This window comes from Gluconacetobacter dulcium, assembly GCF_014174165.1.
Classification (GTDB): domain Bacteria; phylum Pseudomonadota; class Alphaproteobacteria; order Acetobacterales; family Acetobacteraceae; genus Gluconacetobacter; species Gluconacetobacter dulcium.
Map to the genome: position 1 here is coordinate 21,378 of NZ_JABEQN010000019.1, position 26,792 is coordinate 48,169.

The 26,792-nt window shown below is 66.6% G+C and carries 24 protein-coding genes; 13 read left to right on the forward strand and 11 right to left on the reverse strand.

Annotated features, from left to right (window positions below; all coding sequences use genetic code 11):
- Nucleotides 1-149: 149 nt before the first annotated feature.
- Complete coding sequence (gene hemF, locus HLH25_RS14530) at nucleotides 150-1,052, reverse strand: oxygen-dependent coproporphyrinogen oxidase (RefSeq protein ID WP_182974752.1); 903 nt, start codon at nucleotides 1,050-1,052, stop codon at nucleotides 150-152.
- 148 nt (nucleotides 1,053-1,200) lie between these two features.
- On the opposite strand from hemF, the gene HLH25_RS14535 reads away from it, so the two are divergent.
- The 3 genes from HLH25_RS14535 to HLH25_RS14545 are packed head-to-tail and all read left to right on the forward strand — an operon-like array spanning nucleotide 1,201 to nucleotide 4,119.
- Nucleotides 1,201-2,433, forward strand: a complete 1,233-nt coding sequence (locus HLH25_RS14535; protein ID WP_182974753.1) for a cytochrome b — start codon at nucleotides 1,201-1,203, stop codon at nucleotides 2,431-2,433.
- Nucleotides 2,430-3,212 carry a cytochrome c1 gene (locus HLH25_RS14540; protein ID WP_182974754.1) on the forward strand — a complete coding sequence of 261 codons (783 nt, stop codon included), beginning with the start codon at nucleotides 2,430-2,432 and terminating at the stop codon, nucleotides 3,210-3,212. Before HLH25_RS14535 ends, HLH25_RS14540 begins: the two co-directional genes overlap by 4 nt.
- On the forward strand, nucleotides 3,202-4,119 hold the full coding sequence (locus tag HLH25_RS14545) for an S-methyl-5'-thioadenosine phosphorylase (RefSeq protein WP_182974755.1): 918 nt from the start codon (nucleotides 3,202-3,204) through the stop codon (nucleotides 4,117-4,119). Before HLH25_RS14540 ends, HLH25_RS14545 begins: the two co-directional genes overlap by 11 nt.
- Nucleotides 4,120-4,214: 95 nt before the next feature.
- Here HLH25_RS14545 and HLH25_RS14550 read toward each other — a convergent pair whose 3' ends face one another.
- Nucleotides 4,215-4,919 (reverse strand): transposase, encoded by a 705-nt coding sequence (locus HLH25_RS14550; protein WP_182974756.1) that lies wholly within the window; start codon nucleotides 4,917-4,919, stop codon nucleotides 4,215-4,217.
- Between the two features lie 132 nt (nucleotides 4,920-5,051).
- On the opposite strand from HLH25_RS14550, the gene HLH25_RS14555 reads away from it, so the two are divergent.
- Nucleotides 5,052-5,936 (forward strand): glycosyltransferase family 25 protein, encoded by an 885-nt coding sequence (locus tag HLH25_RS14555; protein WP_182974757.1) that lies wholly within the window; start codon nucleotides 5,052-5,054, stop codon nucleotides 5,934-5,936.
- Nucleotides 5,937-5,992: 56 nt separating this feature from the next.
- Here the strand turns inward: HLH25_RS14555 and HLH25_RS14560 are convergent, their stop codons facing one another.
- Nucleotides 5,993-6,661: a dienelactone hydrolase family protein gene (locus HLH25_RS14560; protein WP_182974758.1), complete on the reverse strand. Its 669-nt coding sequence runs from the start codon at nucleotides 6,659-6,661 to the stop codon at nucleotides 5,993-5,995.
- Between the two features lie 46 nt (nucleotides 6,662-6,707).
- Here HLH25_RS14560 and HLH25_RS14565 point away from each other — a divergent pair, with 46 nt between their 5' ends.
- Nucleotides 6,708-6,908 carry a DUF4169 family protein gene (locus HLH25_RS14565; protein WP_182974759.1) on the forward strand — a complete coding sequence of 67 codons (201 nt, stop codon included), beginning with the start codon at nucleotides 6,708-6,710 and terminating at the stop codon, nucleotides 6,906-6,908.
- Nucleotides 6,909-6,954: 46 nt separating this feature from the next.
- Here HLH25_RS14565 and HLH25_RS14570 read toward each other — a convergent pair whose 3' ends face one another.
- On the reverse strand, nucleotides 6,955-7,215 hold the full coding sequence (locus HLH25_RS14570) for an usg protein (protein WP_182974760.1): 261 nt from the start codon (nucleotides 7,213-7,215) through the stop codon (nucleotides 6,955-6,957).
- Nucleotides 7,216-7,486: 271 nt separating this feature from the next.
- Here HLH25_RS14570 and HLH25_RS14575 point away from each other — a divergent pair, with 271 nt between their 5' ends.
- On the forward strand, nucleotides 7,487-7,777 hold the full coding sequence (locus tag HLH25_RS14575) for a co-chaperone GroES (RefSeq protein ID WP_114726807.1): 291 nt from the start codon (nucleotides 7,487-7,489) through the stop codon (nucleotides 7,775-7,777).
- Nucleotides 7,778-7,830: 53 nt separating this feature from the next.
- The gene (gene groL, locus HLH25_RS14580) at nucleotides 7,831-9,471 is read left to right on the forward strand and encodes a chaperonin GroEL (protein ID WP_182974761.1); all 1,641 of its coding nucleotides are present in this window, start codon (nucleotides 7,831-7,833) and stop codon (nucleotides 9,469-9,471) included.
- A 96-nt stretch (nucleotides 9,472-9,567) separates the two neighbouring features.
- On the opposite strand, the gene HLH25_RS14585 is transcribed toward groL, so the two are convergent.
- Nucleotides 9,568-10,461 (reverse strand): LysR substrate-binding domain-containing protein, encoded by an 894-nt coding sequence (locus tag HLH25_RS14585; protein WP_182974762.1) that lies wholly within the window; start codon nucleotides 10,459-10,461, stop codon nucleotides 9,568-9,570.
- Nucleotides 10,462-10,598: 137 nt separating this feature from the next.
- Between HLH25_RS14585 and HLH25_RS14590 the strand changes: the two genes are divergently transcribed.
- Together HLH25_RS14590 and HLH25_RS14595 are read left to right on the forward strand one after the other, a co-directional pair.
- Complete coding sequence (locus HLH25_RS14590; protein WP_246402488.1) at nucleotides 10,599-11,660, forward strand: YeiH family protein; 1,062 nt, start codon at nucleotides 10,599-10,601, stop codon at nucleotides 11,658-11,660.
- Nucleotides 11,661-11,870: 210 nt separating this feature from the next.
- On the forward strand, nucleotides 11,871-12,074 hold the full coding sequence (locus tag HLH25_RS14595) for a cold-shock protein (RefSeq protein WP_012225746.1): 204 nt from the start codon (nucleotides 11,871-11,873) through the stop codon (nucleotides 12,072-12,074).
- Nucleotides 12,075-12,082: 8 nt separating this feature from the next.
- Here HLH25_RS14595 and HLH25_RS14600 read toward each other — a convergent pair whose 3' ends face one another.
- Nucleotides 12,083-15,064: an ATP-dependent DNA helicase gene (locus HLH25_RS14600; RefSeq protein ID WP_182974763.1), complete on the reverse strand. Its 2,982-nt coding sequence runs from the start codon at nucleotides 15,062-15,064 to the stop codon at nucleotides 12,083-12,085.
- Between the two features lie 119 nt (nucleotides 15,065-15,183).
- Here HLH25_RS14600 and HLH25_RS14605 point away from each other — a divergent pair, with 119 nt between their 5' ends.
- The 3 genes from HLH25_RS14605 to HLH25_RS14615 all read left to right on the forward strand — a co-directional run bounded on the left by HLH25_RS14605 (nucleotide 15,184) and on the right by HLH25_RS14615 (nucleotide 19,738).
- The gene (locus HLH25_RS14605) at nucleotides 15,184-16,806 is read left to right on the forward strand and encodes a lysine--tRNA ligase (protein ID WP_182974764.1); all 1,623 of its coding nucleotides are present in this window, start codon (nucleotides 15,184-15,186) and stop codon (nucleotides 16,804-16,806) included.
- A gap of 42 nt (nucleotides 16,807-16,848) precedes the next feature.
- Nucleotides 16,849-18,912 (forward strand): lysylphosphatidylglycerol synthase domain-containing protein, encoded by a 2,064-nt coding sequence (locus HLH25_RS14610; protein WP_182974765.1) that lies wholly within the window; start codon nucleotides 16,849-16,851, stop codon nucleotides 18,910-18,912.
- A gap of 94 nt (nucleotides 18,913-19,006) precedes the next feature.
- Nucleotides 19,007-19,738: a MarC family protein gene (locus HLH25_RS14615; RefSeq protein ID WP_182974766.1), complete on the forward strand. Its 732-nt coding sequence runs from the start codon at nucleotides 19,007-19,009 to the stop codon at nucleotides 19,736-19,738.
- On the opposite strand, the gene HLH25_RS14620 is transcribed toward HLH25_RS14615, so the two are convergent.
- The 5 genes from HLH25_RS14620 to thpR all read right to left on the reverse strand — a co-directional run bounded on the left by HLH25_RS14620 (nucleotide 19,713) and on the right by thpR (nucleotide 25,733).
- Nucleotides 19,713-20,345 (reverse strand): uracil-DNA glycosylase family protein, encoded by a 633-nt coding sequence (locus HLH25_RS14620; RefSeq protein ID WP_182974767.1) that lies wholly within the window; start codon nucleotides 20,343-20,345, stop codon nucleotides 19,713-19,715. The two genes, HLH25_RS14615 and HLH25_RS14620, sit on opposite strands and share 26 nt — an antisense overlap.
- The gene (locus tag HLH25_RS14625) at nucleotides 20,342-21,064 is read right to left on the reverse strand and encodes an NAD-dependent deacylase (RefSeq protein ID WP_182974768.1); all 723 of its coding nucleotides are present in this window, start codon (nucleotides 21,062-21,064) and stop codon (nucleotides 20,342-20,344) included. Before HLH25_RS14625 ends, HLH25_RS14620 begins: the two co-directional genes overlap by 4 nt.
- A gap of 91 nt (nucleotides 21,065-21,155) precedes the next feature.
- Nucleotides 21,156-22,553, reverse strand: coding sequence for a c-type cytochrome (locus tag HLH25_RS14630; RefSeq protein WP_182974769.1), 1,398 nt, complete (start codon nucleotides 22,551-22,553; stop codon nucleotides 21,156-21,158).
- 57 nt (nucleotides 22,554-22,610) lie between these two features.
- On the reverse strand, nucleotides 22,611-24,818 hold the full coding sequence (locus HLH25_RS14635) for a PQQ-dependent dehydrogenase, methanol/ethanol family (RefSeq protein WP_182974770.1): 2,208 nt from the start codon (nucleotides 24,816-24,818) through the stop codon (nucleotides 22,611-22,613).
- 372 nt (nucleotides 24,819-25,190) lie between these two features.
- Entirely contained in the window at nucleotides 25,191-25,733 is a 543-nt protein-coding gene (gene thpR, locus HLH25_RS14640) for an RNA 2',3'-cyclic phosphodiesterase (RefSeq protein ID WP_182974771.1), read from the reverse strand.
- A gap of 196 nt (nucleotides 25,734-25,929) precedes the next feature.
- Between thpR and HLH25_RS14645 the strand changes: the two genes are divergently transcribed.
- Entirely contained in the window at nucleotides 25,930-26,712 is a 783-nt protein-coding gene (locus HLH25_RS14645; RefSeq protein ID WP_182974772.1) for a Bax inhibitor-1/YccA family protein, read from the forward strand.
- The last annotated feature ends 80 nt before the right edge of the window (nucleotides 26,713-26,792 follow it).

Sequence of the window (26,792 nt, forward strand, 5' to 3'; positions counted from 1 at the left end):
CCGGGCCGTTGGTCAGAAGAGGGAACAGGTCGGGTCGCGGGCAAAGGCGGCATCTCCACGGCAGGGGACATTCCAGCGCCTGTTTCGCGCTGGAATGCGGCGAGTCTATGGCAGGTGCCGGGGCGGCCCTCGGCGGCGAAGGCGGGAGTTTACGGCCAGTGGACCTCGGGGGGAAGACTCATCAGGATCGCCTCGGTATTGCCGCCGGTCTTGAGGCCGAACAGGGTGCCGCGATCGTGGATCAGGTTGAATTCCACATAGCGGCCACGCCGGACCAGTTGCGCGCGGCGTTCGTCCTCGGTCCAGCGTTCGGTCATGCGGTGGCGGACGATGGCGGGGTAGGTTTCGAGGAAGGCCAGGCCGACATCGCGGGTGAAGGCGAAATCGGCCGCCAGGTCGCCGGTATTCAGCCGGTCGTAGAAGATGCCGCCCAGGCCGCGCGGCTCGTTGCGGTGGGGCAGGAAGAAATAGCGGTCGCACCATTCCTTGAAGCGCGGGTAGTAGGCCGGGTCGTGCGCGTCGCAGGCCGCGCGGAAGCCGGCGTGGAAGCGCACGGCGTCTTCCTGCGCCTCGGGGCTGTCGGGGAACATCGGCGTCAGGTCGCCGCCGCCGCCGAACCAGCCCTGGGTGGTGATGATCATCCGCGTGTTGAAATGGGCGGCGGGGACGCGGGGATTGCACATATGCGCCACCAGGCTGATGCCGGTGGCGAAGAAGCGCGGGTCTTCCTCCGCGCCGGGGATGGTGGCGCGGAATTCGGGGCTGAACGTGCCTTCGACCGTCGAGACGTTGACGCCGACCTTCTCGAACACCCGGCCGCGCATCAGGCTGATGACCCCGCCGCCGCCCGGCGTGCCGTCTTCGTTCACGCGGTCCCACGGGGTGCGGACGAATGTGCCGGCGGTGTCGCGGCCGGGCAGGGTCTGCACGTCGGCGGCGTCCTGCTCGATCTGCTCGAAGGCGGCGCAGATGCGGTCGCGCAGGGTTTCGAACCAGGCGCGGGCCTCCGGCCTCAGATGGTCATGGGGGATGGGCGCGCGGGTTTCTGTCATGGTCGGGTCATCTTCTGCGTCGGACGGGTCGGCGGAGCGGGGGGTTTGAAACGCTGCCCATAGAGTCCGATCATGGGGGCAATTGCAAGAAGGGGCGGGGGGCCGTTATGGAAGGCGGGCGCCGTTGGGGCGGAGGATTGAGGACCGAATGACGGACGCAGGTTCCCGCGATACGCAGGATCGACAGGAGAAGACGGGCATTCTGCCCTGGCTGGACGCGCGACTGCCGGTCGTCTCGGCCTTTCGCCGGGAATATGTCGATTATCGGACGCCCCGCAACCTGAACGGGTTGTGGAATTTCGGTGCGATCCTGACGGTCGTGCTGCTGGTGATGCTGGCGACGGGCATTTTCCTCGCGATCAATTACACGCCCACCGCCGCCGGGGCGTTTGCGTCGATCGAGGCGATCGAGCGCCAGGTGCCGAGCGGGTGGCTGCTGCGGTCGATCCATGTGACCGGCGCCAGCATGTTTCTGGCCGCGCTGTATATCCATCTGTTTCGCGGCCTGTATTACGGGTCTTACAAGGCGCCGCGCGAAATGCTGTGGCTGACCGGACTGGTGCTGCTGGCGATGGTGATGTTCACCGCCTTTGCCGGATACGTCCTGCCCTGGGGGCAGATGTCGTACTGGGGCGCGGATGTCGCGGGCAAGGCGGTCGATGCGGTGCCGGTCGTGGGGCCGTGGCTGGAGCATTTTCTCCAGGGGGGCGATGCGCCGGGGGATGTGTCGCTGCATCGCTTCTTCATCCTGCACATGGTGCTGGCCTTCGCGGTGCTGGGCGTGGTGGGGGTGCATGTCGCGGCGCTGCATGTGACGGGCTCGAACAACCCGCTGGGGATCGAGCCCACAGGGCCGCGCGATACGGTGCCGTTTCACCCTTATTATACCAGCAAGGACGCGCTGGGGCTGATCCTGTTCGCGCTGCTGTTCGCGGTGGTGGTGTTTTTTCTGCCCAACGTGGTGTTCGAGGCCGAGAATTTCCGCCCGGCCAACCCGCTGCATACGCCGGCCGATATCGAGCCCGAATGGTATTTCCTGCCGTTCTACGGGATTCTTCAGTCGGTGCCGTCGAAATTCGGCGGGTTGCTGGCCTCGGTGGGGGCGATCCTGGTGTTGTTCCTGGTGCCGTGGCTCGACCGCTCGCCGATCCGTTCGGCGCGGTTTCGGCCGCTTTATCGGGTCGGCATGGGGGTGCTGGTCGTCTGCTTCATCCTGCTGGGCTTCGTCGGTCGGCATCATGCGCAGGGGGGGTGGATGATCGCGGGGCGGATCGCGGTGGTTTATTATTTCGCGCATTTTCTGGTTCTGCTGCCACTCTCGGCGCGATGGGAGCGGGGGGTCGTGCTGCCGGAGAGCATTGCCGGGGGGCGCGGGGCATGAGGGGCGGGGTGATCCTGCGGTGGGTGTCGGTGCTGGCTTTTGCCGCGCCGCTGGCCGATCTGTCGCCGGCGCTTGCGCAGGCTGGGCCGCATGACCGGGCGCCGCATCGGGCCTGGAGCTTCGAGGGGCCGCTGGGGCGATTCGATCTTTCCGCCGTCCAGCGCGGGTATGCCGTCTATGCCCAGGTCTGTTCGGCCTGTCATGGCATGAAGGCCATGACCTATGGCGACCTGACGCGCATGGGGCTGACCATGGAGCAGGTCGGCCGGATCGCGGCCACGCAGCAGGTGCCGGGCGGGGTGGACGCGCAGGGCGACCCGGTGACGCGCGCGGCCACGCCGGCCGATCATTTCCGTGACCCGTTCGTCAATCCCGAGGCCGCCGCGGCGGCCAATCACGGTGTGGCGCCCCCCGACCAGTCGCGGCTGGCGCTGGTCTATCCCGGCGGGCCGGACCGGATCTATGCGTTGCTGACCGGATATCGGCCGCCGCCACCGGGGTACCGGCCCAGCCATGCCGGCGCCGTCTACAACCCCTATGCCAGCGACCGCGAAATCGCGATGCCGCCGCCGTTGCGCGACGGGCAGGTTGTCTATACCGACGGCACGCCCGCCACCACGGCGCAGGAGGCGCGGGATGTCACCACCTTTCTGGCGTGGGTGGCGCAGCCTCATCTGGAGGCGCGCCACCGGCTGGGCGCGCAGGTGGTGCTGTATCTGCTTTTCCTTGCCGTTCTGGCGTTCCTTCTGAAACGGAGAGTCTGGTCCGATGTCCACTGAAACCGCCCCCCTTGCGTCTGCTCAGGACGCCGTCGAACCCGTGATCGGCCTGATCGGCGGATCGGGCCTGTATGATATCGACGGGCTGGAAGACAAGGCGTGGCGCACGGTCGAAACCCCGTGGGGCCAGCCCTCCGACCAGTTGCTGTTCGGCCGGCTGGACGGCGTGCGCTGCGTGTTCCTGCCGCGCCACGGGCGGGGGCATCCGATCCCGCCGTCGCGCCTGAACTATCGGGCCAACATCGCGGCGCTGAAGATGTCGGGCGTGACCGACATCGTGTCGCTTTCGGCCGTGGGGTCGCTGAAGGAGGAGCTGCCGCCGGGGCATTTCGTCATCATCGACCAATTCATCGACCGGTCCTTCGCGCGGGAGAAGAGCTTCTTCGATACCGGCTGCGTGGCCCATGTGTCGGTGGCCGACCCGCTGTGCCCGCGCATCGGCGACGTGCTGGAAGAGGCGGCGCGGGAACTGAAGCTGGATGTGACGCGCGGCGGCACCTATCTGGTGATGGAAGGGCCGCAATTCTCGACCAAGGCGGAGAGCAATCTTTACCGGTCCTGGGGCTGCTCGGTGGTCGGCATGACCAACATGCCGGAGGCCAAGCTGGCCCGTGAGGCGGAGATTTGTTACGCGACCGTGGCCATGGTGACGGATTACGATTGCTGGCACCCCGACCATGACAGCGTGACGGTCGATGCCGTCGTGAAGGTCATGCTATCGAACGCCGACCGGGCCAGGGCGCTGGTGAAGTCGGTGATCCCGACCCTGGGCCGTCCGCGCGGGCTGTGCCCGGCCGGGTGTGACCGGGCGCTGGAACATGCGCTGATCACCGCGCCGGAGAAGCGCGACCCGGCCCTGCTGGCCAGGCTGGAGACCATCGCCGGGCGCGTGCTCTCGCGCGGCTGACGCGGGAGCAGGCGGCGTCGGCCTTGCCGGCGCCGCGCGTTCGGCGGACTTTGCGTGGCAGGCATGGATGGATCATGCGCGCCAGGCGGCGCGTTCTACGCGCGGAGGCGGCCCGGTATCGGCCGGGCGGTCGGCGCGGCGGGCGTCGTTTTTTTCCAGACGATCATGTCGTCCCGCATTTCCACGGGGGCATCATCATCGCCGGATATATCGTCGAGCATGACGGCGAAGGTGCCGGTTTTCGCCCAGTCCTGATAGCGTCTGTAAATCGAGTTCCAGTTGCCGAAGGTGGCTGGTAACGCGCGCCAGGGCCGGCCGGTCCTGACGATCCATAAGACCGCTTCCACGAAAAGACGGCAGTTTTCGCCTTTCCTGCCTGTGGTGGCGGATGGCTTCCAGCGCTCCAGCCGTGACCGCATCCGCTCCCATTGCGCATCGCCAAGAACGAACAGGCGATCGGGGGAGGTGTCCGCCGGATCGTCGATTCCGATCGATCCCCGGTTGATCGGGGTTTCGACCTCAACGGGCCGTTGAGGTTGTTGAGGTTCGGGCGTCCCTGGCGCGGCGGGAACCCTGCGTGATCGCGGTGCCGGCGCGCCCTGAAGCAGGTCCAGAGGGCTCGCATCCAGGGCCTTGGCGATCTCGTACAGGCTGATGATGCTGGGATTGCGCATCCCACGCTCAAGATCGCTCAGATATTGCTGGCTGAACCCGGAGCGTTCCTCGACCTGCTGCTGGGTCAATCCGCGTTCTCGCCGGAGCCGGGCAAAATTTCTGCCGACAAGCTGGCGCATATCCATACGCCCACAATCCAGCTTTACCCGTTTCCGCGTTATCAACTATAATATGTAAAACGCGTCATTCGGGTTGGGATGCAAATCGTCGCTGCTGACGATGCGGGGTACCTGGCGCCAGAAGGGGAAGATCAGTCCGTGCGTCCATTACCATCATCCGGGGCAACGGCGCGGGAGGGTCGGGTCTCGATCCTCTACATCAATCTTGAGCGCAGTTCTGACCGTCGGATGGCCATGAACGACCAGTTCAGAGCATTGAGCCTGTCGGCGGCGCGCATCGAAGCGATCGACGGACGTGAACTTTCCCCCGACCAGGTGGCGCGTTGCGATCAGGACGCGAGGCGGCGGCGACGCGATACCGCCCTGACATCCAACGAAATCGGCTGTTTCCTGAGCCATCGGCGCGCCTGGGAAACGATTGCGCGCTCCGGGAAATCCACTCTCGTTCTGGAAGACGACGTTGCCTTGTCGGACGATCTGCCCGATCTGTTGCGGCGCCTGTCGGCCGATCCGCCTGCGCCGCATTTCATCCGCATGGGCGGAAATCGACGACGGCGGTCGCTGTTCGCTGGAGAGCTGTCGGAACGTTACGAAATCCGCCTTCTTCTCAGCGGATGCAGCGGTAGCCATGCCTATTGGCTCACCCCTGCCGGCGCGCGCGCCCTGCTGGCGGCATCCGGCAGGTTTGTAGAGGCGGTGGACGTTTTTCTGGATCATTACTGGAATTCGCGCGGCATCATGTATGCCGTCCAGCCATGGCCGGTCGAATTGCGTGACGATGCCAGTTCCTCGACCATCGGCGACGAGCGGTTTCGCCTGGAATGCTCCTTGAGACGCAGCGAGACCATGGTTGCCGGCCTGATGCGTTGGTGCCTACGGCAGCGACGCTCGCTGATCAGGCGGTGGTGGAGTGCGAAAACCTGCGTCGCCTGGAGTGCGAAACATGGCGGACGATCTTTAAAGCCGATGGGCGGACTTTGGCTCCGGCCGCTTTCGACCCGTCGATGGACGCGTGTCGGGTAGCGGCCGGCATCCGAACGAATGTCACATGACGGACGATATCCTGCGATTTTCGTGCATTAAAGCGTCCGATCGAAGAAGGCCAGGCTGCGGGTGCGGGCGAGGTGGGCCGCCGGGGCGTTGAAGCTGGCGCGTTCCGGGCAGCCGAAGCCGTGCCCGGCATCCGGGTAGGTGTAGACCGGCAGGTCGGGGTGGGCGGCGCGGATGGCGGCGATGTCGGAGAGCGGGATCGCGGCGTCGGTCTCGCCGAAATGCAGTTCTACCGGGCAATGAGGCGCAAGGGTTCGCTCGGCGGCGATGCCGCCGCCATACCAGCCGACGGCCGCGCCGAAAGCGTCGGTGCGGCAGGCGGCCTGCCAGGCGATGGTGCCGCCCCAGCAATAGCCGATGATGCCGGTATGGGCCGGTGGCAGGCCCAGTGCGCGCGCGGCGGCGGCGATGTCGCGCAGCGTGTCTTCGGGCGGGATCGCGGCGCGCAGGTCCAGGCCCTTGCGCACGCCGTCCTGGTCGTAGGGCAGTTCCACGCCGCGCTCCGCGCGGTCGAACAGGGCGGGGGCGATGACGCGGTAGCCTTCGGCGGCGAAGGAGTCGGCGACGGTGCGAATGTGGTGGTTCACGCCGAAAATCTCCTGCACCACGACCAGCGCGCGGGCGGCATCGGCCGAGCCGGCCGTGTAAGCGGAGAGCGTGTGGCCGTCGGTGGCGGTCAGGGTGATGGTCTGGCCCATGCGGCAGGTCCTTTTCTGTCCCGATCAGGGCCGGTAGAGTGACGGTATGACCGAGATCGTCAACCTGCGACAGGCGCGCAAGCGCAAGGTCCGCGCGGAGCAGGCCGCCATTGCGGCGCGCAATCGCGCGCTGCACGGCAGGACGCCGGCCGAACGCGACCGCGAGCGGCAGGAGGCCGAGCGCGCCCGGCGGGTGCTGGACGGCGCGCAGCTTTCCGCCGAGCCCGAGGGAGATGGGCAGGGGTGATGAACGCCTGGGGGCCGTCAGGGGCGTGCGGTCACTGTCGTGCGGTTCAATGTAACGTGAGGCATGCCGTGGCGTGGCGCAGCGCCGGCGGGGAGATCGGCCCCTGCTGGGCGACCCTGACCGAGTGCAGTTGCCCTTCCAGCGAACGGGTCCAGAAATCGAGGAACCGGCGGAGTTGCGGATAGGACGGCGCCAGGTCGAGCTCCTGCCAGATATAGGTCTGGAGCAGGGTCGGGTGATCGGGCAGGCGATAGAGGATTTCGGCGGTCGTCAGGCGGTAGTCGTTGAGCTGGAGCCGCAGAGACATGGACACCTCGCTGGATCGACGGTTGGGCGTGCAAGGCCAGCCTGCTTGAGCCCGCAGGAGGATTTCAAGAAAAATTCTTTGTTCCCAGAAACTTGGCAGTCGTCGAAAGAAAGTGCTGCCAAGGCGTTGACAGGGAGGGGGTGGGCTCCTACCTGTTGCGTGGCACTCTCGCAAGGAGAGTGCTAAAGCGACGCGGCTCTGGCGCGCGTGCCAACCCGGTGGCGTTGCTTATTCAAGGGCGTTACCTTTTTTAGACGTGGAGCGATCCATAATGACGAATTTTCGGCCCCTGCATGACCGTGTGGTCGTCCGTCGCCTGACCGGCGAAGAGAAGACGGCTGGCGGCATCATCATCCCCGACACCGCCAAGGAAAAGCCGATGGAAGGCGAAGTCATCTCCGTCGGTCCCGGCGCGCGGAACGAGCAGGGACAGATCGTCGCCCTCGACGTGAAGGCGGGCGACAAGGTGCTGTTCGGCAAATGGTCGGGCACCGAGGTCAAGATCAATGGCGAGGAGCTGCTGATCATGAAGGAAAGCGACATCATGGGCGTGATCGCCTGAGGTCCTTCTACTTTCCTTTCTGATGAACGAGTTTCCTACAGGAGAATTCTGAAATGGCAGCCAAGGACGTAAAGTTCGGCGGTGAAGCACGCCAGCGCATGCTGCGGGGCGTGGACATTCTGGCCGACGCGGTGAAGGTGACCCTGGGTCCGAAGGGCCGGAACGTCGTGCTCGACAAGAGCTTCGGCGCGCCGCGCATCACGAAGGACGGTGTGTCGGTCGCCAAGGAAATCGAGCTGGCCGACAAGTTCGAGAACATGGGCGCCCAGATGGTGCGCGAAGTGGCCTCGAAGACCAACGACGTGGCCGGTGACGGCACGACGACGGCGACCGTGCTGGCGCAGGCCATCATCCGCGAGGGTGCCAAGGCCGTGGCCGCCGGCATGAACCCGATGGACCTGAAGCGCGGCATCGACAAGGCCGTCGTGGCCGTCGTCGAAGAGCTGAAGAAGAACACCAAGAAGATCACGACCCCGGCCGAGACGGCGCAGGTCGGCACGATCTCCGCCAACGGCGAGCATGAGATCGGCGAGATGATCTCGCAGGCCATGCAGAAGGTCGGCAGCGAGGGCGTCATCACGGTGGAAGAGGCCAAGGGCCTGCACACCGAGCTGGACGTCGTCGAGGGCATGCAGTTCGATCGCGGTTACATCTCCCCGTATTTCATCACGAATGCGGAAAAGATGATCGCCGATCTGGATAACCCCTACATCCTGATCCACGAGAAGAAGCTCTCGTCGCTTCAGCCGATGCTGCCGCTGCTCGAGAGCGTCGTGCAGTCCGGCCGTCCGCTGCTGATCCTGGCGGAAGACGTCGATGGCGAGGCGCTGGCGACCCTGGTCGTCAACAAGCTGCGTGGCGGCCTGAAGATCGCCGCCGTCAAGGCTCCGGGCTTCGGCGATCGTCGCAAGGCGATGCTGGAAGACATCGCGATCCTGACCGGTGGCCAGGTGATCAGCGAAGATCTGGGCATCAAGCTGGAAACCGTGACCCTGGCGATGCTGGGCCGCGCGAAGAAGGTCCGGATCGAGAAGGAAAACACCACGATCGTCGAGGGTGCCGGCGCATCCGACGACATCAAGGGTCGTTGCGCCCAGATCCGCGCGCAGATCGAGGAGACCTCCTCGGACTACGATCGCGAGAAGCTGCAGGAGCGTCTGGCGAAGCTGGCTGGTGGCGTTGCCGTCATCCGCGTCGGCGGCTCGACCGAGGTCGAGGTGAAGGAGCGCAAGGACCGCGTTGACGACGCGCTGCATGCGACCCGCGCCGCCGTCGAGGAAGGCATCGTTCCGGGTGGTGGCACCGCGCTGGCGCGTGCGTCGACCGCGCTGAGCCATCTGCACTTCCACAACGAGGACCAGCGCGTCGGTGCGGAGATCATCCGCAAGGCCCTGCAGGCTCCGCTGCGCCAGATCGCCCACAATGCGGGCGAAGACGGTGCGGTGATCGCCGGCAAGGTGCTGGAAGTCAGCGACTACAATTTCGGCTTCGACGCCCAGATCGGCGATTACAAGGATCTGGTCGCGGCCGGTATCATCGACCCGACCAAGGTTGTCCGTACCGCGCTGCAGGATGCGGCGTCGGTTGCCGGCCTGCTGATCACCACCGAAGCGATGGTGGCCGAGAAGCCGGAAAAGAAGGCCCCGCCGGCCCCCGGTGGCGGCATGGGTGGCATGGGCGACATGGATTTCTGATCCATCAGCCTGTCGGTCCGGGCCTTGTGCCCGGACCGGAAGCCGCTTTTTCCGGCAGGAAAAGAGCCGTCCGTTCGCGGGCGGCTTTTTTTTGTTCTATTGGCCGGGGGCGATGCCCGCGTGGGCGGTGATGAAGGCCAGCAGGGCTTCCGCCGCGCGGCTGCGATAGCGCTCCTTGTGGCGGAGCCCGAAGAAGGGCCTTGGGCCGAACGGGACGGGCACCGCATGCAGGACCCCCGCGCGGATGCCGGGGGCGACGACCAGGGAGGACAGGGCGGCAATGCCGGCGCCGGCCTCGACGGCGGTCCGCACGCTTTCGTTGGATGGCAGCACCAGGGCGATATCCAGCGTATCGGGGTCGATGCCGAGCCGGCGCAGATGCTGGTTGAGCGTCGAGCGCGTGCCCGAGCCTTCCTCACGCATGATCCAGCGCGCCTGCTGCATCCATGCGGCGGTGAGGGGGGTATCCGGGAAGGGCTCGGCCCGCACCAGCAAGAGCCTGTCCTCGCCGATCGGCCAGTGTGCCAGGGCCGGGTCGTCGATTGCGCCTTCGACGATCCCGATATCGGCTTCGCCGTCATGGACCTGTGCCGCTGCCTGTTCGGTGTTGCGGATTGCCAGGTCGACCGACAGGGCCGGATACTGGCGACGGAACGCCGCGAGCAGGGCGGGCAGCCAGTAGGCGGCGATGGTCTGGCTGGCGACAAGGCGCAGCGTGCCGCGCCGGAGCGCGCCCAGATCGTCCAGCACATGTTCGGCGGCGGTGGCGCGGGCCAGCACGGCGCGGGCCTCGGTGAGGAACAGCCGGCCGGCCTCGGTAAGGGTGATGCCTCGGCCGACCCGGTGGAACAGCCTGACCTCGTGGCGGTCCTCCAGCGCCGCGATCGCCGCCGATGCGGCCGATTGGGTGACGTTCAGCGCCCGTGCGCCGGCCGTCATGTGCTCGCGTTCGGCAACGGCGATGAAGAGGCGAAGCTGTTCCAGGGTCATGGCGCGGGGGTCATGGAGCCGGAGTCATGGAGATGATGCGTCCTGATTGATCGGTTTTTCTGATTGGAACCACAGAAACGATGCGTTGGATAGAATGATTGGTCCGGGAGTAGCACGGGTGGCGAAAGGAAGCTGCCATGACGATTCCAGTCCTTCACCCGATGGTGATATCCGCCGGCGCCACGCGGGAACGGCTTGCGCCGGGCATTCTGCTCAGTCTGCTGGTTACGGTTCTGGCCTATGGGCTGGCGGAGGCGGAGCGCGTGTTGACCGGCAGGGCTTGGCTGGAGGCGCTGGTGCTGGCGATCCTGTGCGGGACGGCTCTGCGCAGCCGGTGGGTGCCCGCCCGGAAATGGCGGGCCGGCATTGCCTTCTGCGCGAAATACCCGCTTGAAATCGCGATCGTGCTGCTGGGCGCGTCGGTCAGCGATACGGTGATCCGCGCGGCCGACCCGGCGTTGCTGGCCGGTATTGCCGGCGTGGTGGCTGTGGCGATCGTGCTGGGGTTCGGGATCGGCCGGCTGTGCGGTGTGCCGGCGCGCATGGCGTTGCTGGTTGCCTGCGGCAATGCGATCTGCGGCAATTCGGCCATCGCCGCGATCGCCCCGGTGATCGCGGCCGACGATGACGAGATCGCGGCGTCGATCGCCTTTACCGCGCTGTTCGGTGTGGCGGTCGTGCTGGGTCTTCCGCTGCTTGGCATCCTTCTGGGCATGAGCGGCGTGGCCTATGGTGCCCTGGCGGGATTGACCGTCTATGCCGTGCCGCAGGTCATTGCCGCCGCCGCGCCGCTGGGGGCGGTGGCGGTGCAGATGGGCATGCTGGTCAAACTGGCGCGGGTGTTGATGCTGGGGCCGGTCTGTCTGGTGCTGTCGCTGGTGACTCCCTCGGCCGGCGGAGAGGGGGCGGCAGGGGCGGTGACGGGGGCGCGGCGGCCGCGCCTTGTGCCGTGGTTTCTTGTCGGTTTCCTGCTGCTTGCGGCCTGCCGGCTGCTGGGGCTGGTGCCCGTTGGCGTGGCCGCGCCGCTTGGCGATGGCGCGGCGTTCCTGACCGTCATATCCATGGCGGCGCTGGGGCTGGGGGCCGACCTGCGCATGGTGGCCAGGGCGGGGGGACGGGTGATGGCGACGGTGGCGCTGTCGCTCCTTGGCCTGACGGGACTTGGGCTGGGCCTGATCCGGATGCTGCATCTGGCCTGATGTCCTGCCGCGGCAGGCGGCCCGGCGCGGCCAGGATGTCATGATTTTTAAAAAAACGGGCACCCGGATGGTTTGACAAACCGGCAGGGTTCGTGCGCCCATAACCGCATCTGGATCGATGCTGGTCGTCGGCGGTGGCCCGCCGGGTATCGCGTGTCGGGCAGACATCGGTCGAGCGGCATCATGCCGGCAACAAGGGACGAAGTGACTATGGCGACGGGTACCGTGAAGTGGTTCAACGCAACCAAGGGTTTTGGCTTCATCATGCCCGAGGACGGGGGCAAGGATGTGTTCGTGCACATCACGGCCGTTCAGGCGGCGGGTCTGCGGGGCCTGAACGAGAACCAGCGCGTCAGCTATGACGTCGTGACCGAGCGCGGCAAGGCGGCGGCATCGAACCTCAAGCCGCTCTGAAGGCAGGATTACGGGGCGGGGGGCATCGTATGTTCCCCGTCCGCCGAGGCGCGCAGGAAGGCTTGCAGGTCCCGCGCGGTTTCGGCCAGCCCGGCCCGGTGGACGGCAACGCCATCGGGGAAGGCCGACATCAGCCGTGAGGGTGCCCGGCGGTCGAGCAGTACGAACGCCCCCCGGTCTCCCGTGCTGCGGATCAGCCGGCCGAATGCCTGGCGCAGGCGCAGGCGCGCGATCCGGTCGTCATACTCGCCCGGCGCCCCGTGCGACAGGTGCGTGCGGCGTTCGCGATGCAGGATGTCGGGACGGGGCCACGGCACGCGCTCGAACACCACCAGACGCAGCGCGTTGCCGGGGACATCGACCCCGTCGCGCATCGCATCCGTGCCCAGCAGGCAGGAATTTTCTTCCGAACGGAAGATATCGACCAGCGTGGCATTATCCATGCCGTCGACATGCTGGGCGTAAAGCGGGATGCCCGCTTCCTCCAGCGGTTGCGACAGCCGCCGATGCACGGCGCGCAGGCGGGAAATCGCGGTGAACAGGCCCAGGCCGCCGCCGCCGGCGGCCAGGAACAGCGTGCGATAGGCGGCGGCCAGCGCGCCGATATCGTCATGGGCCACGTCGGTGACGACGAAGGCGCGGCTCTGGTGGCGATAATCGAACGGGCTGGCCAGCGCGGCGCGCAGTGCCGGCGAGGGCAGGTGGCTGGCGCCGGTCCGGGCCTCGGCGGCCTCCCACGCGCGTTCGGCTTCCTCCGGGTCGCCCTTGGCGTTTTCGTCGCGCAGGGTGGCCGAGGTGATCAGGACGCCATGGGCCGGGGCCGCCAGCACGGTGGCGAAGGGGATGGTCGGGTCCAGCCAGTGGCGGTGCAGCCCGACATCCTGCTCGCCGGGGCGCTGGCCCTCGCGGCGGTCCATGCGGATGAAATCGACATATTGCGGGGCGCCGAGGCTGGTGCCGTCGCGGACCTCGCCGATTGCGCGCAGCATCGCGCTCCATCCGTCCACCCGGCTGAGGGCGCGGCGGCGCATCGTGCGGACCGCGGCCTCGATCCGCTCGCGGGTCGCGGGGTCGAGGTCGCCCGATTCGTCGTCCAGACGTTCCAGCAGGCGGTCGACTAGAGTGCGCAGGGCGACCGACAGACGGTCCAGTGCCCGCGCCAGCGTGTTTGCGGCCGGCGACACGTCCTCGGCCAGCGGATGCAGGTCGCATTCGATGGCGCCCGGCATGGTGTGCGGCTGGGCCGGGTCGCCGGCGCGGCTGCGGGCGAGGACCTGGCAGGCCAGCAGGTGCAGGAACTGTTCGCAGGGATTGGGCAGCGTGTCGCGCGCGGGGGGCGGTGTGTCCCTGGCCGTGTGGTCCTCGCCGGGCGGGGCGGGCATGGCGGCGCGCAGCATGCCGGCCAGGCGGCCGGACCAGCCGGGCGCGGGCAGGGCGTGGGCGGCCTGCAACACGGCATCCAGCGGAGATTCCAGTCTGGCGTCGCCCACCACCAGATCGTCCAGCCGGCGCTTGAGGCCACGGGCGCGGGAGCGCGCGCCTTCGGCGCCCAGCAGCCAGCGGCGGAGTTCGGCCGCTTCCAGCCCCGACAGTTCGACCGAGAAGGCGCTGTCGGCGGCGTCCATCACATGATGGCCTTCGTCGAACACGTAGCGGGTGGGGATATTGTCTTCGTCGGAGGCCGTCTCGTCGCCCATCGCGTGCCATGCGGCCTGCGTCATCACCAGCGCGTGGTTGGCGATGACCAGATCGGCCTGGCGGGCGCGCCGGATCGAATGTTCGACGAAGCAGCGTTGATAATGCGGGCAGGCGCCGTGGATACATTCGCCCCGCCGGTCCGCCACGCCCGCCAGCGTGCCGCGCCCGAACAGGTCGCCGAACCAGCCGGGCAGGTCGCCGCCCATCAGGTCGCCATCGGCGGTGACGCCGGCCCAGCGGGCCAGTAGCGACAGCGCGATGATGCTGCCTGAGAGGCTGCCAGTGGGGCTGCCAGTGGGACCGCCCCGGTTGCCGGCGACGTTCACGGCTTCTTCCATGTTCAGCAGGCACAGGTAGTTTTCCCGGCCTTTGCGCAGGACGACATGTTGCCGCCGGATGGCCGGGTCGGGGTGGAGGCGTGTGAGTTCGCCCTCGATCTGGCGTTGCAGGTGCCGTGTGTAGGTGCTGATCCAGACGGAGCCGCCATTGCGTTCGGCCCACAGGCTGGCGGGCGCGACGTAGCCCAGCGTCTTGCCGGTGCCGGTGCCCGCTTCGGCCAGGACCATGTGCGGGTCGCCCCGCGTCAGGCGCGGGGCGAAGGCGGCGCTGGCCGCGCCCGCGAAATCGGCCTGGCCGGCGCGGCTTTCGGCCTGCGCGCCCAGCATCTCGGCCAGCCGGCGGCGGGCGTCCGCCACCGGGACCGGCTGGCTGGACGGGGGCGGGCGGGGAGCCGTTTCCTCCCATTTGGGCAGGCGGCGCCAGACGCGGATGGCGTCGCCCGGTTGCAGGGATTCGGCCGGCAGGGGGTGGGCGGCGCCCAGGGTGGCCAGCACGCTGGGACCCCAGGCCCAGCCGGCGCGGTCCATCCTGACCGCCAGCGCCGCCATTTCCTCGCCCGCCGGGGTGGGGCGCAGGGAAGCGATATGGTCGAGCAGGAGATCCGCGAGGTCGGGCAGCAGGTCGGCTTCGGCCTTGCCGATCCGCGCCGCATCCAGGCCCAGGGCCATGGCCAGCCCCCGCGCGGTCGGCGGGATCGTGCGGCCGGGCATGGCGAAGAGGAACAGGTCCAGCAGGTCCAGCCACGCTGTCGGCTGGGGCTGGGGGGGCAGGCCCAGCCGGCGTGCGGTCAGCGGCGCGTGGACGACCAGGGGCGGCGGCATGTCCCGCAGCAGCCGTGCCGCTTCCTCGCCCGGCACGGCCAGGAGTTCGCCGTCGGACGTCAGCAGCGAGCAGGTGCCGTGACGCGCCACCAGGGCGGGCGGCAGGTCGGCAGAGGGGGGCGGTGTGGCCATCAAGGGAACATATAGGGGACAAATCGCCGTCTGTCGCCCACCCGATGGAGGCCCGATGGAGGGATGATGTATGGTATGGATTGACCGGTCAGGTTTCAGTTCATAGCTTCCTGCGCATCATGTCCGATCAGAACCGTCTCGATCCCGCTTCCCTGCCCAAGGCCTGGCCGTTCGAAGAGGCGGCCAAGCTGGCCGCCCATGTCGAACGCAAAGCCCTGCCGGCCGACGCGCCCGCCCTGCTGGAAACCGGCTATGGGCCGTCCGGCCTGCCGCATATCGGCACCTTCGGCGAGGTGGCGCGGACCAGTTGGGTCCGCCAGGCCTATACGCGCCTGACGGGGCGGCCGACGCGGCTGCTCGCCTTTTCCGACGACATGGACGCGCTGCGCAAGGTGCCGGACAATGTGCCCAATGGTGACATGCTGCGCCAGCATCTGGGCAAGCCGCTGTCGCGCATTCCCGACCCGTTCGGCACCCACGAATCCTTTGCCGCCCACAACAATGCGCGGCTGCGGTCGTTTCTGGACGGATTCGGCTTTGAATATGAATTCGCGTCCTCCACCGAATATTATGCCAGTGGCCGCTTCGACGCGGCGTTGCGCCGGGTGCTGGAGGTGCATGACGAGATCGTCGCCGTCATCGCGCCGACGCTTGGCCCGGATCGCCGCGCGACCTATTCCCCCGTTCTGCCGATTCATCCGCGCACCGGGCTGGTGATGCAGGTGCGCATGGATGGCATCGACCCCGTGGCGGGGACGGTGCGCTGGACCGACGAGGACGGCGAGACGTTCGAGACCCCGGTGACCGGCGGCCATGCGAAGATGCAGTGGAAGGCGGACTGGGCCATGCGCTGGTTCGCGCTGGGCGTCGATTACGAGATGTCGGGCAAGGACCTGATCGACAGCGTGAAGCTGTCGGGCAAGATCTGCCGCATTCTGGGTGGCGAGGCGCCGGCCGGCCTGACCTACGAGCTGTTTCTGGACGAGAACGGCCAGAAGATCTCCAAATCCAAGGGCAACGGCATCTCGGTCGAGGAATGGCTGCGCTATGCGCCCGCCGAGAGCCTGGGCCAGTATATGTTCAACGCGCCCCAGCGGGCGAAGCGCCTGTTCTTCGACGTTATTCCCAAGGCGGCGGACGAGTATCTGGCCAATGTCGCGCGTGCCCGCGCGCAGGAGGCCGATGAGTCGGCGCTGCTGGCCAATCCGGCCTGGTTCATCCATGCCGGGCGGATCGACGACCGCGCGGGCAGCCCGCTGACCTTCGCCATGCTGCTCAACCTGGCCAGCGCCGCGAACGCGGATACGCCCGATGTGCTGTGGCGGTTCATTCACCGCTATGATGCGGCGGCCTCGCCCGAGACCTGCCCGATGCTGGCGCGGCTGGTGGATCACGCGATCGTCTATTACGCGGATTTCGTGCGGCCTTCGAAGACTTACCGGGAGCCCGATGCGCGGGAGCGCGCGGCCCTGGCCGATCTGGCGGAGACGCTGCGCGGGCTGGAGGGGGACGCGACCGACCCCGACATGTTGCAGAATCTGGTCTTCGAGATCGGCAAGCGGCATGGGTTCGAGCCGCTGCGGAGCTGGTTCGGCTGCCTGTACGAGGTCCTGTTGGGCCAGAAGGAGGGGCCGCGATTCGGTATTTTCATCGGTCTCTACGGGGTGGCGGAAACCGTGGCGCTGATCGAGGCGGCGCTGCTTCGAGCGGTGGCCGGGACCGCGTCTGTCGCCGCCGGTTGACGCAGGGGTGGTGACCTCTGCCATGGCCGGGTTCGCTCTCTGATGGTTCTGAACTGCTCCCTTCCGCCGGATGGCCCCCCGCCGCCGGCGCCGGGTTGGCGGCGGCTGCTGCGGCATCTGCCGCATGTGGTGGGCCTGTGCCTGATGGTCGCCGCGATCGTCGTGGTCCAGCATGAGGTGCGGGACCTGCATTGGGATGATATCCGCGCGGCGCTGAGGACCATACCGGCCACGACCATGATGCTGGGGATCGGCTGTACGGTCCTGTCCTATTTCATCCTGTCCTTCTACGATTGCCTGGCGGTGGTGCAGGTCGGGCATCGGCTGTCGTTCCGCAAGGCGGCCTTTGCCTCGTTCTGTTCGTATGTGCTGTCGCACAACCTTGGTTTCGCCGCGATTTCCGGGGCGGCCGTGCGCTTTCGGCTGTATGGCAACTGGGGGGTGGGGGCGTTCGATATCGCCCAGATCATCGCGTTCTGTTCCGCGACCTATCTGCTAGGGGCGGGGGCGCTGATCGGGGCCGTGCTGCTGCTGGAGCCCGGTGCGATACCGGTCATCGGCGCGCATCTGCCGCATCTGGTACTGGCGGGGATCGGGCTGCTGCTTTGGGCGGTGGTGGGAGGCTATATCCTGCTCGGGCTGTGGCTGACGCAGGTGCGGATCTGCCGCTGGACCATCGTGCTGCCCCGGCCGCCCATGGCGTTTGCCCAGATGGTGGTCGCGGCCGCCGAGGTCGCCGCCACGGCGGGGATTGCCTATATCTTCCTGCCGTCGGGGGTCGGGCTGGGATATGGGGTGTTCCTGGCCATCTATATCGCCTCCTACACCGCCGGTCTGGTGGCCAGCGTGCCGGGGGGGCTGGGGGTGTTCGACGGGGCGATGATGCTGGCGCTGGGGGCGTATCTGCCGCCGTCGCAGATCGTCAGCACCATTCTGGTCTTCCGGTTGTTCTATTACATCATCCCGCTCTTTCTCGCCGGGCTGATGTTCGCGGGGCACGAACTGTTCCTGCGCGGGGATGCCGCCCTGGCGCGCAAGGGCGCGCCCCGTATCCCCCGGCGCGGGCCGCGCGACATCCGGCCCAGCCATGTGATTCGCGAGAGCGAGGCCGATTTCTCGGTCGTGGTGGCGACGGGGGCGGTTTCGATCTGCGGGGCGCTGCTGATCGCGCTGACGATCCTGGACCCCGCGTCGTGGAGCAATGCCGGCGGGCTGCATCATCTGGTGGGCGTGGCGGGCGATTACCTGCTGTCGCTGATCGGCGTGGCGCTGATCGGGCTGGCCGTGGGCCTGTCGCAGCGCGTGACGCTGGCCTGGAAACTGACGCTGGGCCTGCTGGTGGGGGCGGTCGCGCTGACCCTGCTGCGGGGGGCGTCGCTGGCCGTGCCGGGCATTCTGGGACTGGTGGCGGTTCTGATCGCGCCGTTCCGCAGTTCCTACTACCGGCACGCGCGCATCCTGAGCGAACCGCTGTCGTTCCGCACCGGGCTGTCGCTGGTGCTGCTGATCGGCTGCGTGCTGGTGCTGGTCTGCTCCGGGCCGCAGGACGAGGTGGGCGGGAGTTGGTGGGAGGTCATGCTGTTCACCTCCTCCCACGGCATTGCGCAATGGGTCATGGGGCTGGCCGTTTTGCTCGGTCTGGTCATGATCGGCCGGCTGGTGCGTCCTGGACGGATTGCCGTGCGGCCCTGGGACACCGCTGGCGACGCCGAATACCAGGCGCTGGATCATGCGCTGGACGATCTGGGGCCGATCCCGCCCACCGGGCTGATCCCCGGCGAAGCCGGCCTTGCCCTGCTGCCGTTCGTGCGGACGCAGACCTTTCTCATCGGGCTGGGCGATCCTGCCGGGAAGTCGGCCGATTGTGCCTCCGCCATCTGGTGGCTGCGGGATCTGGCGGTGCAGGAGGGCAGGCAGCCGGCATTCTGGCAGGTCGGAGCCTCGATGCTCGATGTCTATAACGATCTGGGCCTGACATCCTGGCCGCTGGTGGAGGAAACCGGCGACGACCGGTATCTGTGCTGCCTGCCGCAGAGCGTGCAGCCTGTCATTGCTGTGATGCAGACGGGTGGGGGCGTGCCCGCCATGCGTCCGGACGGGGCTTGACGGCCGCGTCAGTCTGGGAAAAACGATAGCCGGCTTTCGACTGGTGGCGACTGGTCGGGCATTGCCGCCAGATCGCTCCTTGGAATGCGTTCCGATGTCCCCAGGCCTTCATGGCATTGCTTCCCTCGGTTGGAAGGATGCGCTCTCCGTCTTCAGCAATACGTTTCTGCTGGCGTTTCCTGCCCTGTTCTCGATCGTCAATCCGCTTGGGGCGTCGCTGATCTTCTCGCAGGTGACCGCCGGGCGCGAGCGGAGCGAAACGCTGGCACTGGCCCGGACGGTCGCGCTCTATTCGGCGGCGCTTCTGATCGCTTCGATCTGGGCCGGCAGTGCGATTCTCGCATTCTTCGGCATTACGGTGGATTCGCTGCGGATCGCCGGTGGGCTGGTGGTGGCCGTGCGGGCCTGGGCGCTGCTTCAGGCGCCGGAGGAAGCCGCCGCGCGCAAGGAAAAGCAGGCCATGCAGGGCGGGCGGACCGTCACGCTGCCGAGTTGGACGGAAATGGCCTTCTTTCCGATGACCATGCCGTTCACGGTCGGGCCGGGTTCGATCGCGGTCGCGATCGCGCTGAGTGCCTCGCGGCCGGCATCGCCCGCGTGGCTGCCCTTCTATCTCGCGGTTTCGGCGGCCGCGATCGTCGTGGCGGGAACGGTGTGGCTGGCTTATTCCTATGCCGAGCGGCTGGTCGTTCTGCTGGGGGTGACGGGCGCGCGGATCGTCTCGCGCCTTGCCGCGCTGATCCTGCTGTGTATCGGCGTGCAGATCCTCTCGGCGGGGATCGAGGGGCTGGTGGTGACGATCATGCACGCTGTGGCGGCGTCGTGACCTGTCGGGACGGTGCCAGCAGGGGGGCAATGGCGGCGCGCAGCGCCGGGAGGACCTCTGCCGTAAACCAGGGATTGCGGCGCTCCCACGCCCCGGTGCGCCAGGACGGATGCGGCAGGGGAAAATAGCGGGGCAGATAAGCGCGGAAATCGCGCACGCGGTCTTCCACGCGGCCCGGCCCCAGGACTGCCGCCTGGGCGTAGGACCCGACCAGGAGGGTCAGGGTGATGTCGGGCATGCAGGCCAGCAGCTTCTCCCGCCAGAGCGGGGCGCATTCCGGGCGCGGCGGGCGGTCGCCACCCTTGGGCATGCGGCCCGGATAGCACAGGCCCATCGGCAGGATGGCGATGCGGCTGGAGTCGTAGAAGGTCTCGCGATCCATGCCGAGCCAGCCCCGTAGCCGGTCGCCGGAAGCATCGTTGAACGAAATTCCCGTTTCATGAACCCGTGTGCCGGGGGCCTGGCTTGCGATCAACAGGCGGGCGGTCGGTGAGACATGCAGCACCGGGCGTGGTCCCAGCGGCAGGCTGTCGGCACAGACACGGCATGCGCGCACCTGTGCGACGAGGGCGGTGAGATCGTCCGCCGCCCTGGTGCGGTCTGTCATGCGCCCAGGAGTTCTATGACCCATTGGGGGACCATGCGGGTTGCGGGGCCTATCAGCGTGCGGTCGAACAGGGTGGGGACCTGGGGTGGGTCGAGGTTGATGTCCACCGTTTCGGCATGGTCGCGGACCTGAGCCACGAAGCCGGCGGCTGGATAGACCGTGCCGGAGGTGCCGATCGTCACGAAGCGGTCGCAGCCGGCCAGGGCGGTTTCGATGCGGTCCATATGAAGCGGCACCTCACCGAACCAGACCACATCGGGGCGCAGGGTGGGACGGTGGCAGGCCGGACAGGGGGTGTCGGGCAGGCAGTCGCCCAGCCATTCGGGGGTGGCGCCGCAGGACGTGCAGCGGACCCGCCGCAATTCACCGTGCATATGCAGCACGTTGTGGCTGCCCGCGCGTTCGTGCAAATCGTCGATATTCTGGGTGACGATCAGGAGTTCGCCGTTCCAGCGCCCGTCATGCGCGGCTCGCTCCAGTTCCGCCAGGGCCAGATGGGCGGCGTTGGGCTGGACGCCCGCCAGTTCCGCCCGGCGCCCGTTATAGAAACGGTCGACCAGCATCGGGTCCCGGCGGAAGCCTTCCGGTGTGCAGACATCCGCGATGTTATGTCGGCTCCACAGGCCGTCGGCGTCACGGAACGTCTCCAGGCCGGATTCCCGGCTGATTCCGGCACCTGTCAGGACAACGATGCGGTCCGCTGGATGATGCTGGGTCATGTTTTATCTATGCCCGATCGCCGGACATAAGAAAACCGCCGCGGGGAGGCCCCGCGGCGGCTGAAAAGAGACCTGGCTGGTCGGACGCTGTTTACTGCGCCTCGTCCACCCCGGCATGGGTCTGCGGTGCGAAGGTCCAGCCTGCGCCATAGGGCTGCGGGTGCAGGAGCAGCCAGCTGCTGCTCGGTGCGCCGAAGCCGCTTCCGCCGATCGCGGCACCGACGTCACGCAGCTTCGCCACATCGGCCGCCGTGACGTTCGCCGGCGCATGGTTGCCCCATCCGGTCCGGATGAAGTTGACCACATCCGCGATCTGCTGGGCCGACAGCGTCTTGCCGTAGCCCGGCATGGCCACCGCCGACGGCGCCCAGTTGGTCGGCGGCAGCACGCCGCCATGGACGACCACGTTGACCAGCGAGGTCGGGTTTTCCGTCGCCACCACGGGGTTGCCCGCCAGCGGCGGGAACATGCGGGCCACGCCGCCGCCGTCATTGCGATGGCAGATGGCGCATTCGCGCAGGTAGACGTCGGCGCCCGGCGAAGAGGAGGTCTTGCCCGCGTTCAGCATGTCGGTGGTCGAGGCGTCATACGTGTAATTGCCCTGGGCCGGGGGAACCGGCGGCAGGCTCTTCAGGTATTTGGCCATCGCGCGCAGATCGTCGTCGGTGAAATACTGGGTGCTCCAGCCCACGACGTCGGCCATACCGCCGAAGACGGCGGAATGATCGATACGACCGGTCTTGAGGAAGTAGTACAGGTCGTCCTCGGACCAGCGCCCGATGCCCACCACCGGGTCGTTGCGCAGGCTCGGCGCCACCCAGTTGTCGATCGGCGCGCCGCCGGCCAGGAAGACCGGGCCGCCGCTGGCATCCAGCGCTTTTTCCTGCATGGCGAAGCCGCGCGGGGTGTGGCAGGCGCCGCAATGGCCGGGGCCGGTGACCAGATATTCACCGCGCGCCACGTCCGGATCGGTGCCGGCCGCGGGCTTGAAGTCGGCCGGAGCCGGCGCGAACAGCGTGCGCCAGATCGCCAGCGGCCAGCGCATGGACATCGGCCACGAAATCCCGTTGGCCCGGTTGGGCTGGGCCACCGGCTTCACGCCATGCATGAAATACGCATAGAGCGCGCGCATGTCGTCCTGCGTCATGCGCGAGAAGGCCGGGTAGGGCATGGCCGGATACAGCGTCGAACCGTCCTTGCGGATGCCGTGGCGGACCGCCTGGTCGAATTCCTCGAAGCTGTAGCCGCCGATACCGTCGGCGCTGGGCGTGATGTTGGTCGAATAGATCGTGCCGATCGGGCTCTTGATCTCCAGACCACCCGCATAGGCTTGTCCGTGGAGGGCGGTGTGGCAGGCCACGCAGTCACCCAGGCGGGCGACATAGGCGCCCTTGTCGATCAGCGCCTGATCGGGCGCCTGAGCCATTGCAGCGGTGGCAAGGAGGCTGAACGCCGCCGTGCCGATCGCAACTTTAAGCCTGTTGAGCATTCTGTTCACCATGCGTCGCGTTGATGCGGAAAAAACGGAAGATCGAGCGGAAGTGTCTCATTGTGCGGGAATGCCTTCCGCGTTCTTCCGGGCATCAACCTCCCTCTGGTAGGTTTCGTTGGCGCGCTTCAGCAGGAACTGCCGGATATCCTCGATCTGCGTGGGCGACATCGAGGAATCGAAGCGATCCATGCCGTAGGCCGTCAGCGCGCCGCGACCGACGACGTTATAGAACGCGTCCTGGTGGCGGATCGCGCCGGACCAGCGCAGATCGGGCAGAACACCGCCGGCTTCGCCATTGTCGCCATGGCAGGCCGCGCAATAGGTCTGGAACTGGAAGTAGCCGTTATCCGTCCGCTTCTCGTCGAATTCGGCGGGCGGCTTGACCGGCAGATAGCCCTTGTCGTTCTGCGGGGGCAGCTTGGCCTTGCCGTCGAGCGAGAAGGCGATGACGCGGGAATGGTTGACGGTCCATCCGCTGGTGCGCGCGATGCCGCCCAGGAAGAACGGATAGATGCCGCCCCAGCCCACTTCGACGGCGACATACTGCTTGCCGTTCGCCAGATAGGTGACCGGCGGTGCGATGATGCCGCTCTGTGCCGCGAAGGTGAACAGGTCGTTGCCGTTCGTGGCGTCGTAGGCGTGGAATTCGCCGTTCGCCAGGCCCTGGAACAGAAGGTCGCCGCCGGTGGCCACGATGCCGCCGTTCCACGGTCCCTTGTGATCGACGCGGAAGGCTTCCTGCTGCTTGATCGGATCCCAGGCCACGATCCAGCCCTTCAGATCCTTGATGAAGGCGTCCTTGACGTCCTGCTTGTCGGGCAGGCCGACCTTGTTCATGTCCAGGCCGAGATTCCAGCTGTCCGGATGGGCCTTGAAGCCGCCGACCTGGTTGGAATACACGAACGGAACCTGCTGCGCCGGGATGTAGACCAGGCCGGTGCGCGGGCTGAAGGCCATCGCCGCGAAGTTATGACCGCCCAGGTCACCAGGGATGCCGTACCAGTCCTTGCCGGTGAGGGTCCACAGGGCTTCCGGATTATAGATCGGCCGGCCGGTCTTCGGGTCCAGGCCGCTGGCCCAGTTCACGTAGACATAGTTCTTGCCCGACAGGAACTCGCCGGTCTTGGCGTCTATGACGTAGAAGAAGCCGTTCTTGGGCGCATGCACGATGACGTGGCGCATTTCGCCATTGATCGGCAGGTCGAGGGTCATGATCTGCTGGACCGAGGTGTAATCCCACTGGTCCATCGGCGTTTCCTGGAAGTGCCAGACATACTCGCCGGTATCGGGCTTGATCGCCACGATGCTGCCCAGGAAGAAATTGTCGCCCTTGCCGTCGGAGCGGAACTTGTAGTTCCACGGCGAGCCGTTGCCGACGCCCAGGTAGACCAGGTCGGTCACCGGGTCGTAGACGATCGAGTCCCACACGGTGCCGCCGCCGCCCTGCTTGGTCCAGGCGCCGGTGGGGCTCCAGGTCTGGTAAGCCTTGTTCATCAGCACGCTGTCGGACGCGGCGTGATCGGGCTTGTTCTCGGGATTCGGAACGGTGAAGAAGCGCCAGTCGAGCTTGCCGGTCTCGGCGTCGAAGGCCGAGACGAAGCCGCGGGCGCCGAACTCCGCGCCGCCATTGCCGATGATGACACGGCCGCGGGCGATGCGCGGCGCACCGTCAACCGTATAGGAGCGCTGATGGCCCAGTGCGGCGTCGGTGGGGATGGTGTTGACGCTCCAGACCAGCTTGCCGGTCTTGGCATCCAGCGCGATCAGGCGGCCGTCGAACGTGCCGAAATAGACCTTGCCGTTCCAGTAGGCCGCGCCGCGATTGACGGTATCGCAGCAGCCCTTGTCGGCGATGTTGCCGGGCACCCGCGGATCGTACGCCCACAGCAGCTTGCCCGTGGCTGCATCGAGGGCCTTCATCTTGCTCCAGTTCGTCGTCGCGTACATGACGCCGTTGACGACGAGCGGTGTGCCTTCCTGGCCACGATTGGTGTCCAGATCGTAATACCAGGCCAGCTTCAGATTGCCGACATTGGAGCGGTTGATCTGGTCGAGCGGGCTATAGCGCTGCTCGGAATAGGTCCGGCCGTATGTCATCCAATCGCCAGGATGGTCATCGGCATGGATGATCGCCTCTCCTGTATCGTTTGCAACAGGGTCAGCCGCAATGGCGGCATAGCCGCACAGTGTGACGGCGCATATCGTTCCGGCGGCAAGCGTTCCTCGCAGAGAACGTCCTTTCCGGAAAGCAGCTCGCATCATGTCCGATGTCCTCGTGACAATAGAAAATATAACCCGACAGCCCCGGTCCTTGACCGGAAGGAAGCAGGCCCACGGCGACCATACTGGGGCTGTAAATTCAGTCTTCTGACGATTTTGTGTGCTCCGGGAGGCGTGCCCTGACACATCGGGATGTGATGGGGGGGCACGGAACCCGTGACGCAAGAGCATGTTGTCGCTCATCAGACTGATTTTATGCCTTTTTTTTGCAGTCGGTCGGGGATGTATAATATATTTCCGGTCTCTGGGCGCAACATTAATATGCATTAATGTAATTAAATATATTCATAATCCGGATGAAATTGGGTGTCGGGTTTTTGGCCGAACCGGAATTGAGGGCGGATGAGAATCCTGTCACCGGGCCAGATCGTACTCGGCCAGACTTTCATAAACGGGCTCGTCCGGGCCGCGCAGCGATCGGAAAAGGGTCAGGCGCGGGACTTCGACGGGCGGAAGGGGCAGGGGGGACCAGCGGGCCAGCCAGGAAGCGAGCAGGTCGGGTGCCGGTGAGGTGATTGTGCCGATGGTGATGTGCGGCATGAAGCGCCTGCGTTCGATTTCCATGCCTGCCGAGCGGCGCAGAGCGGTATCGACCTTGCGGTGCAAATGGAGCAGGGGGTCGCTGCGTTCGATTCCGATCCAGAGGGTTTGCCGGCCGTCATCCCGCTGGAAGACGCCCGGCGCTTCCGGCTGCAGGATGATGCTCGGAGCGCGGATGGCCGAGAGGGCCATGTCGATCTCATCGAGCCGGTCACGGCCGGAGACTTCGCCGAGAAAGCGAAGCGTGACGTGACAGGTGGCGGGATCGACCCATCGGACACCGGCCAGGCTGCCGCGCATGGCCGCGATGGCGTCACTGAGGGGGGAACCGACACCGAGGGCGATGAAAAGTCTCACGGTCGTGCTTCCTGGCGTGGGGAAGGCTTTGGTGCTTCCTTCCGTTGCCTTATGATATGGGCCGTCTGATGTCGGGTGAGCCTATCTTGCGGAAAAGTCATCCGGAAACGAGACGATTTTCCTTGAAATGTCGTCGGCTTCTCCCACATCACAGCTACAGTTGTGTCCGGAATTGCCCGGACGAAGGAAGGATGTCATGGCTTTCAGCCCGGATTTTCGAACAATGTCCCGACCCGCAGGCACCGGGGTCGGCGCTGGAGTCATCGACCAGGGGCTGCGTGCCTATATGCTCCGGGTCTATAACTGGATGGCGTCAGGGCTGGTGCTGACCGGGCTTGTGGCCTACCTGGTCGCCAACACGAGTCTGCGGGGCGCGTTCTTTGCCGAAATGCTGATGCCCAACGGTGGCGTGGCCGTGCGGCCGACCGGGCTGGGCATGCTGGCGATGTTCGCGCCGCTGGGCTTTGTCCTGGTCATGTCGCTGGGGGTGAACCGGCTGTCGCGGCAGGCGGTGCAGATGCTGTTCTGGCTGTTCTGCGGCGTCATGGGCGCCAGCCTGTCCAGCATTCTCCTGACCTTCACCGGCGTTTCGGTGGTGCGCGTGTTCTTCGTCACGGCCGGCACGTTCTCGGCCATGTCGATCTGGGGGTATGTGACCCGTACCGACCTGACGCGCTTCGGCTCGTTCCTGATCATGGGCCTGTTCGGGCTGGTGATCGCGGGGGTGGTCAATCTGTTCCTGCACAGCCCGATGGTCTATATGCTCTACAGTGTCGTCGGCGTGTTCATCTTTATCGGCCTGACCGCGTTCGACACGCAGCGGATCAAGATGACGTATCAGCAGTTCGCCTATTATGACGGGCCGGACGGTGCGGCCAAGCGGGCGGTCTACGATGCCTTGTCGCTGTATCTGAACTTCATCAACCTCTTTCAATTCCTCTTGCAGTTCATGGGTGTGCGTAACAACCAGAACAATTGAGGTCACGCGAATCGTTTCCGGCTCGCGCATGACAATCAGGGCCCCGCCGAAAGGCGGGGCTTTTTTTTATCCCTCGCCGA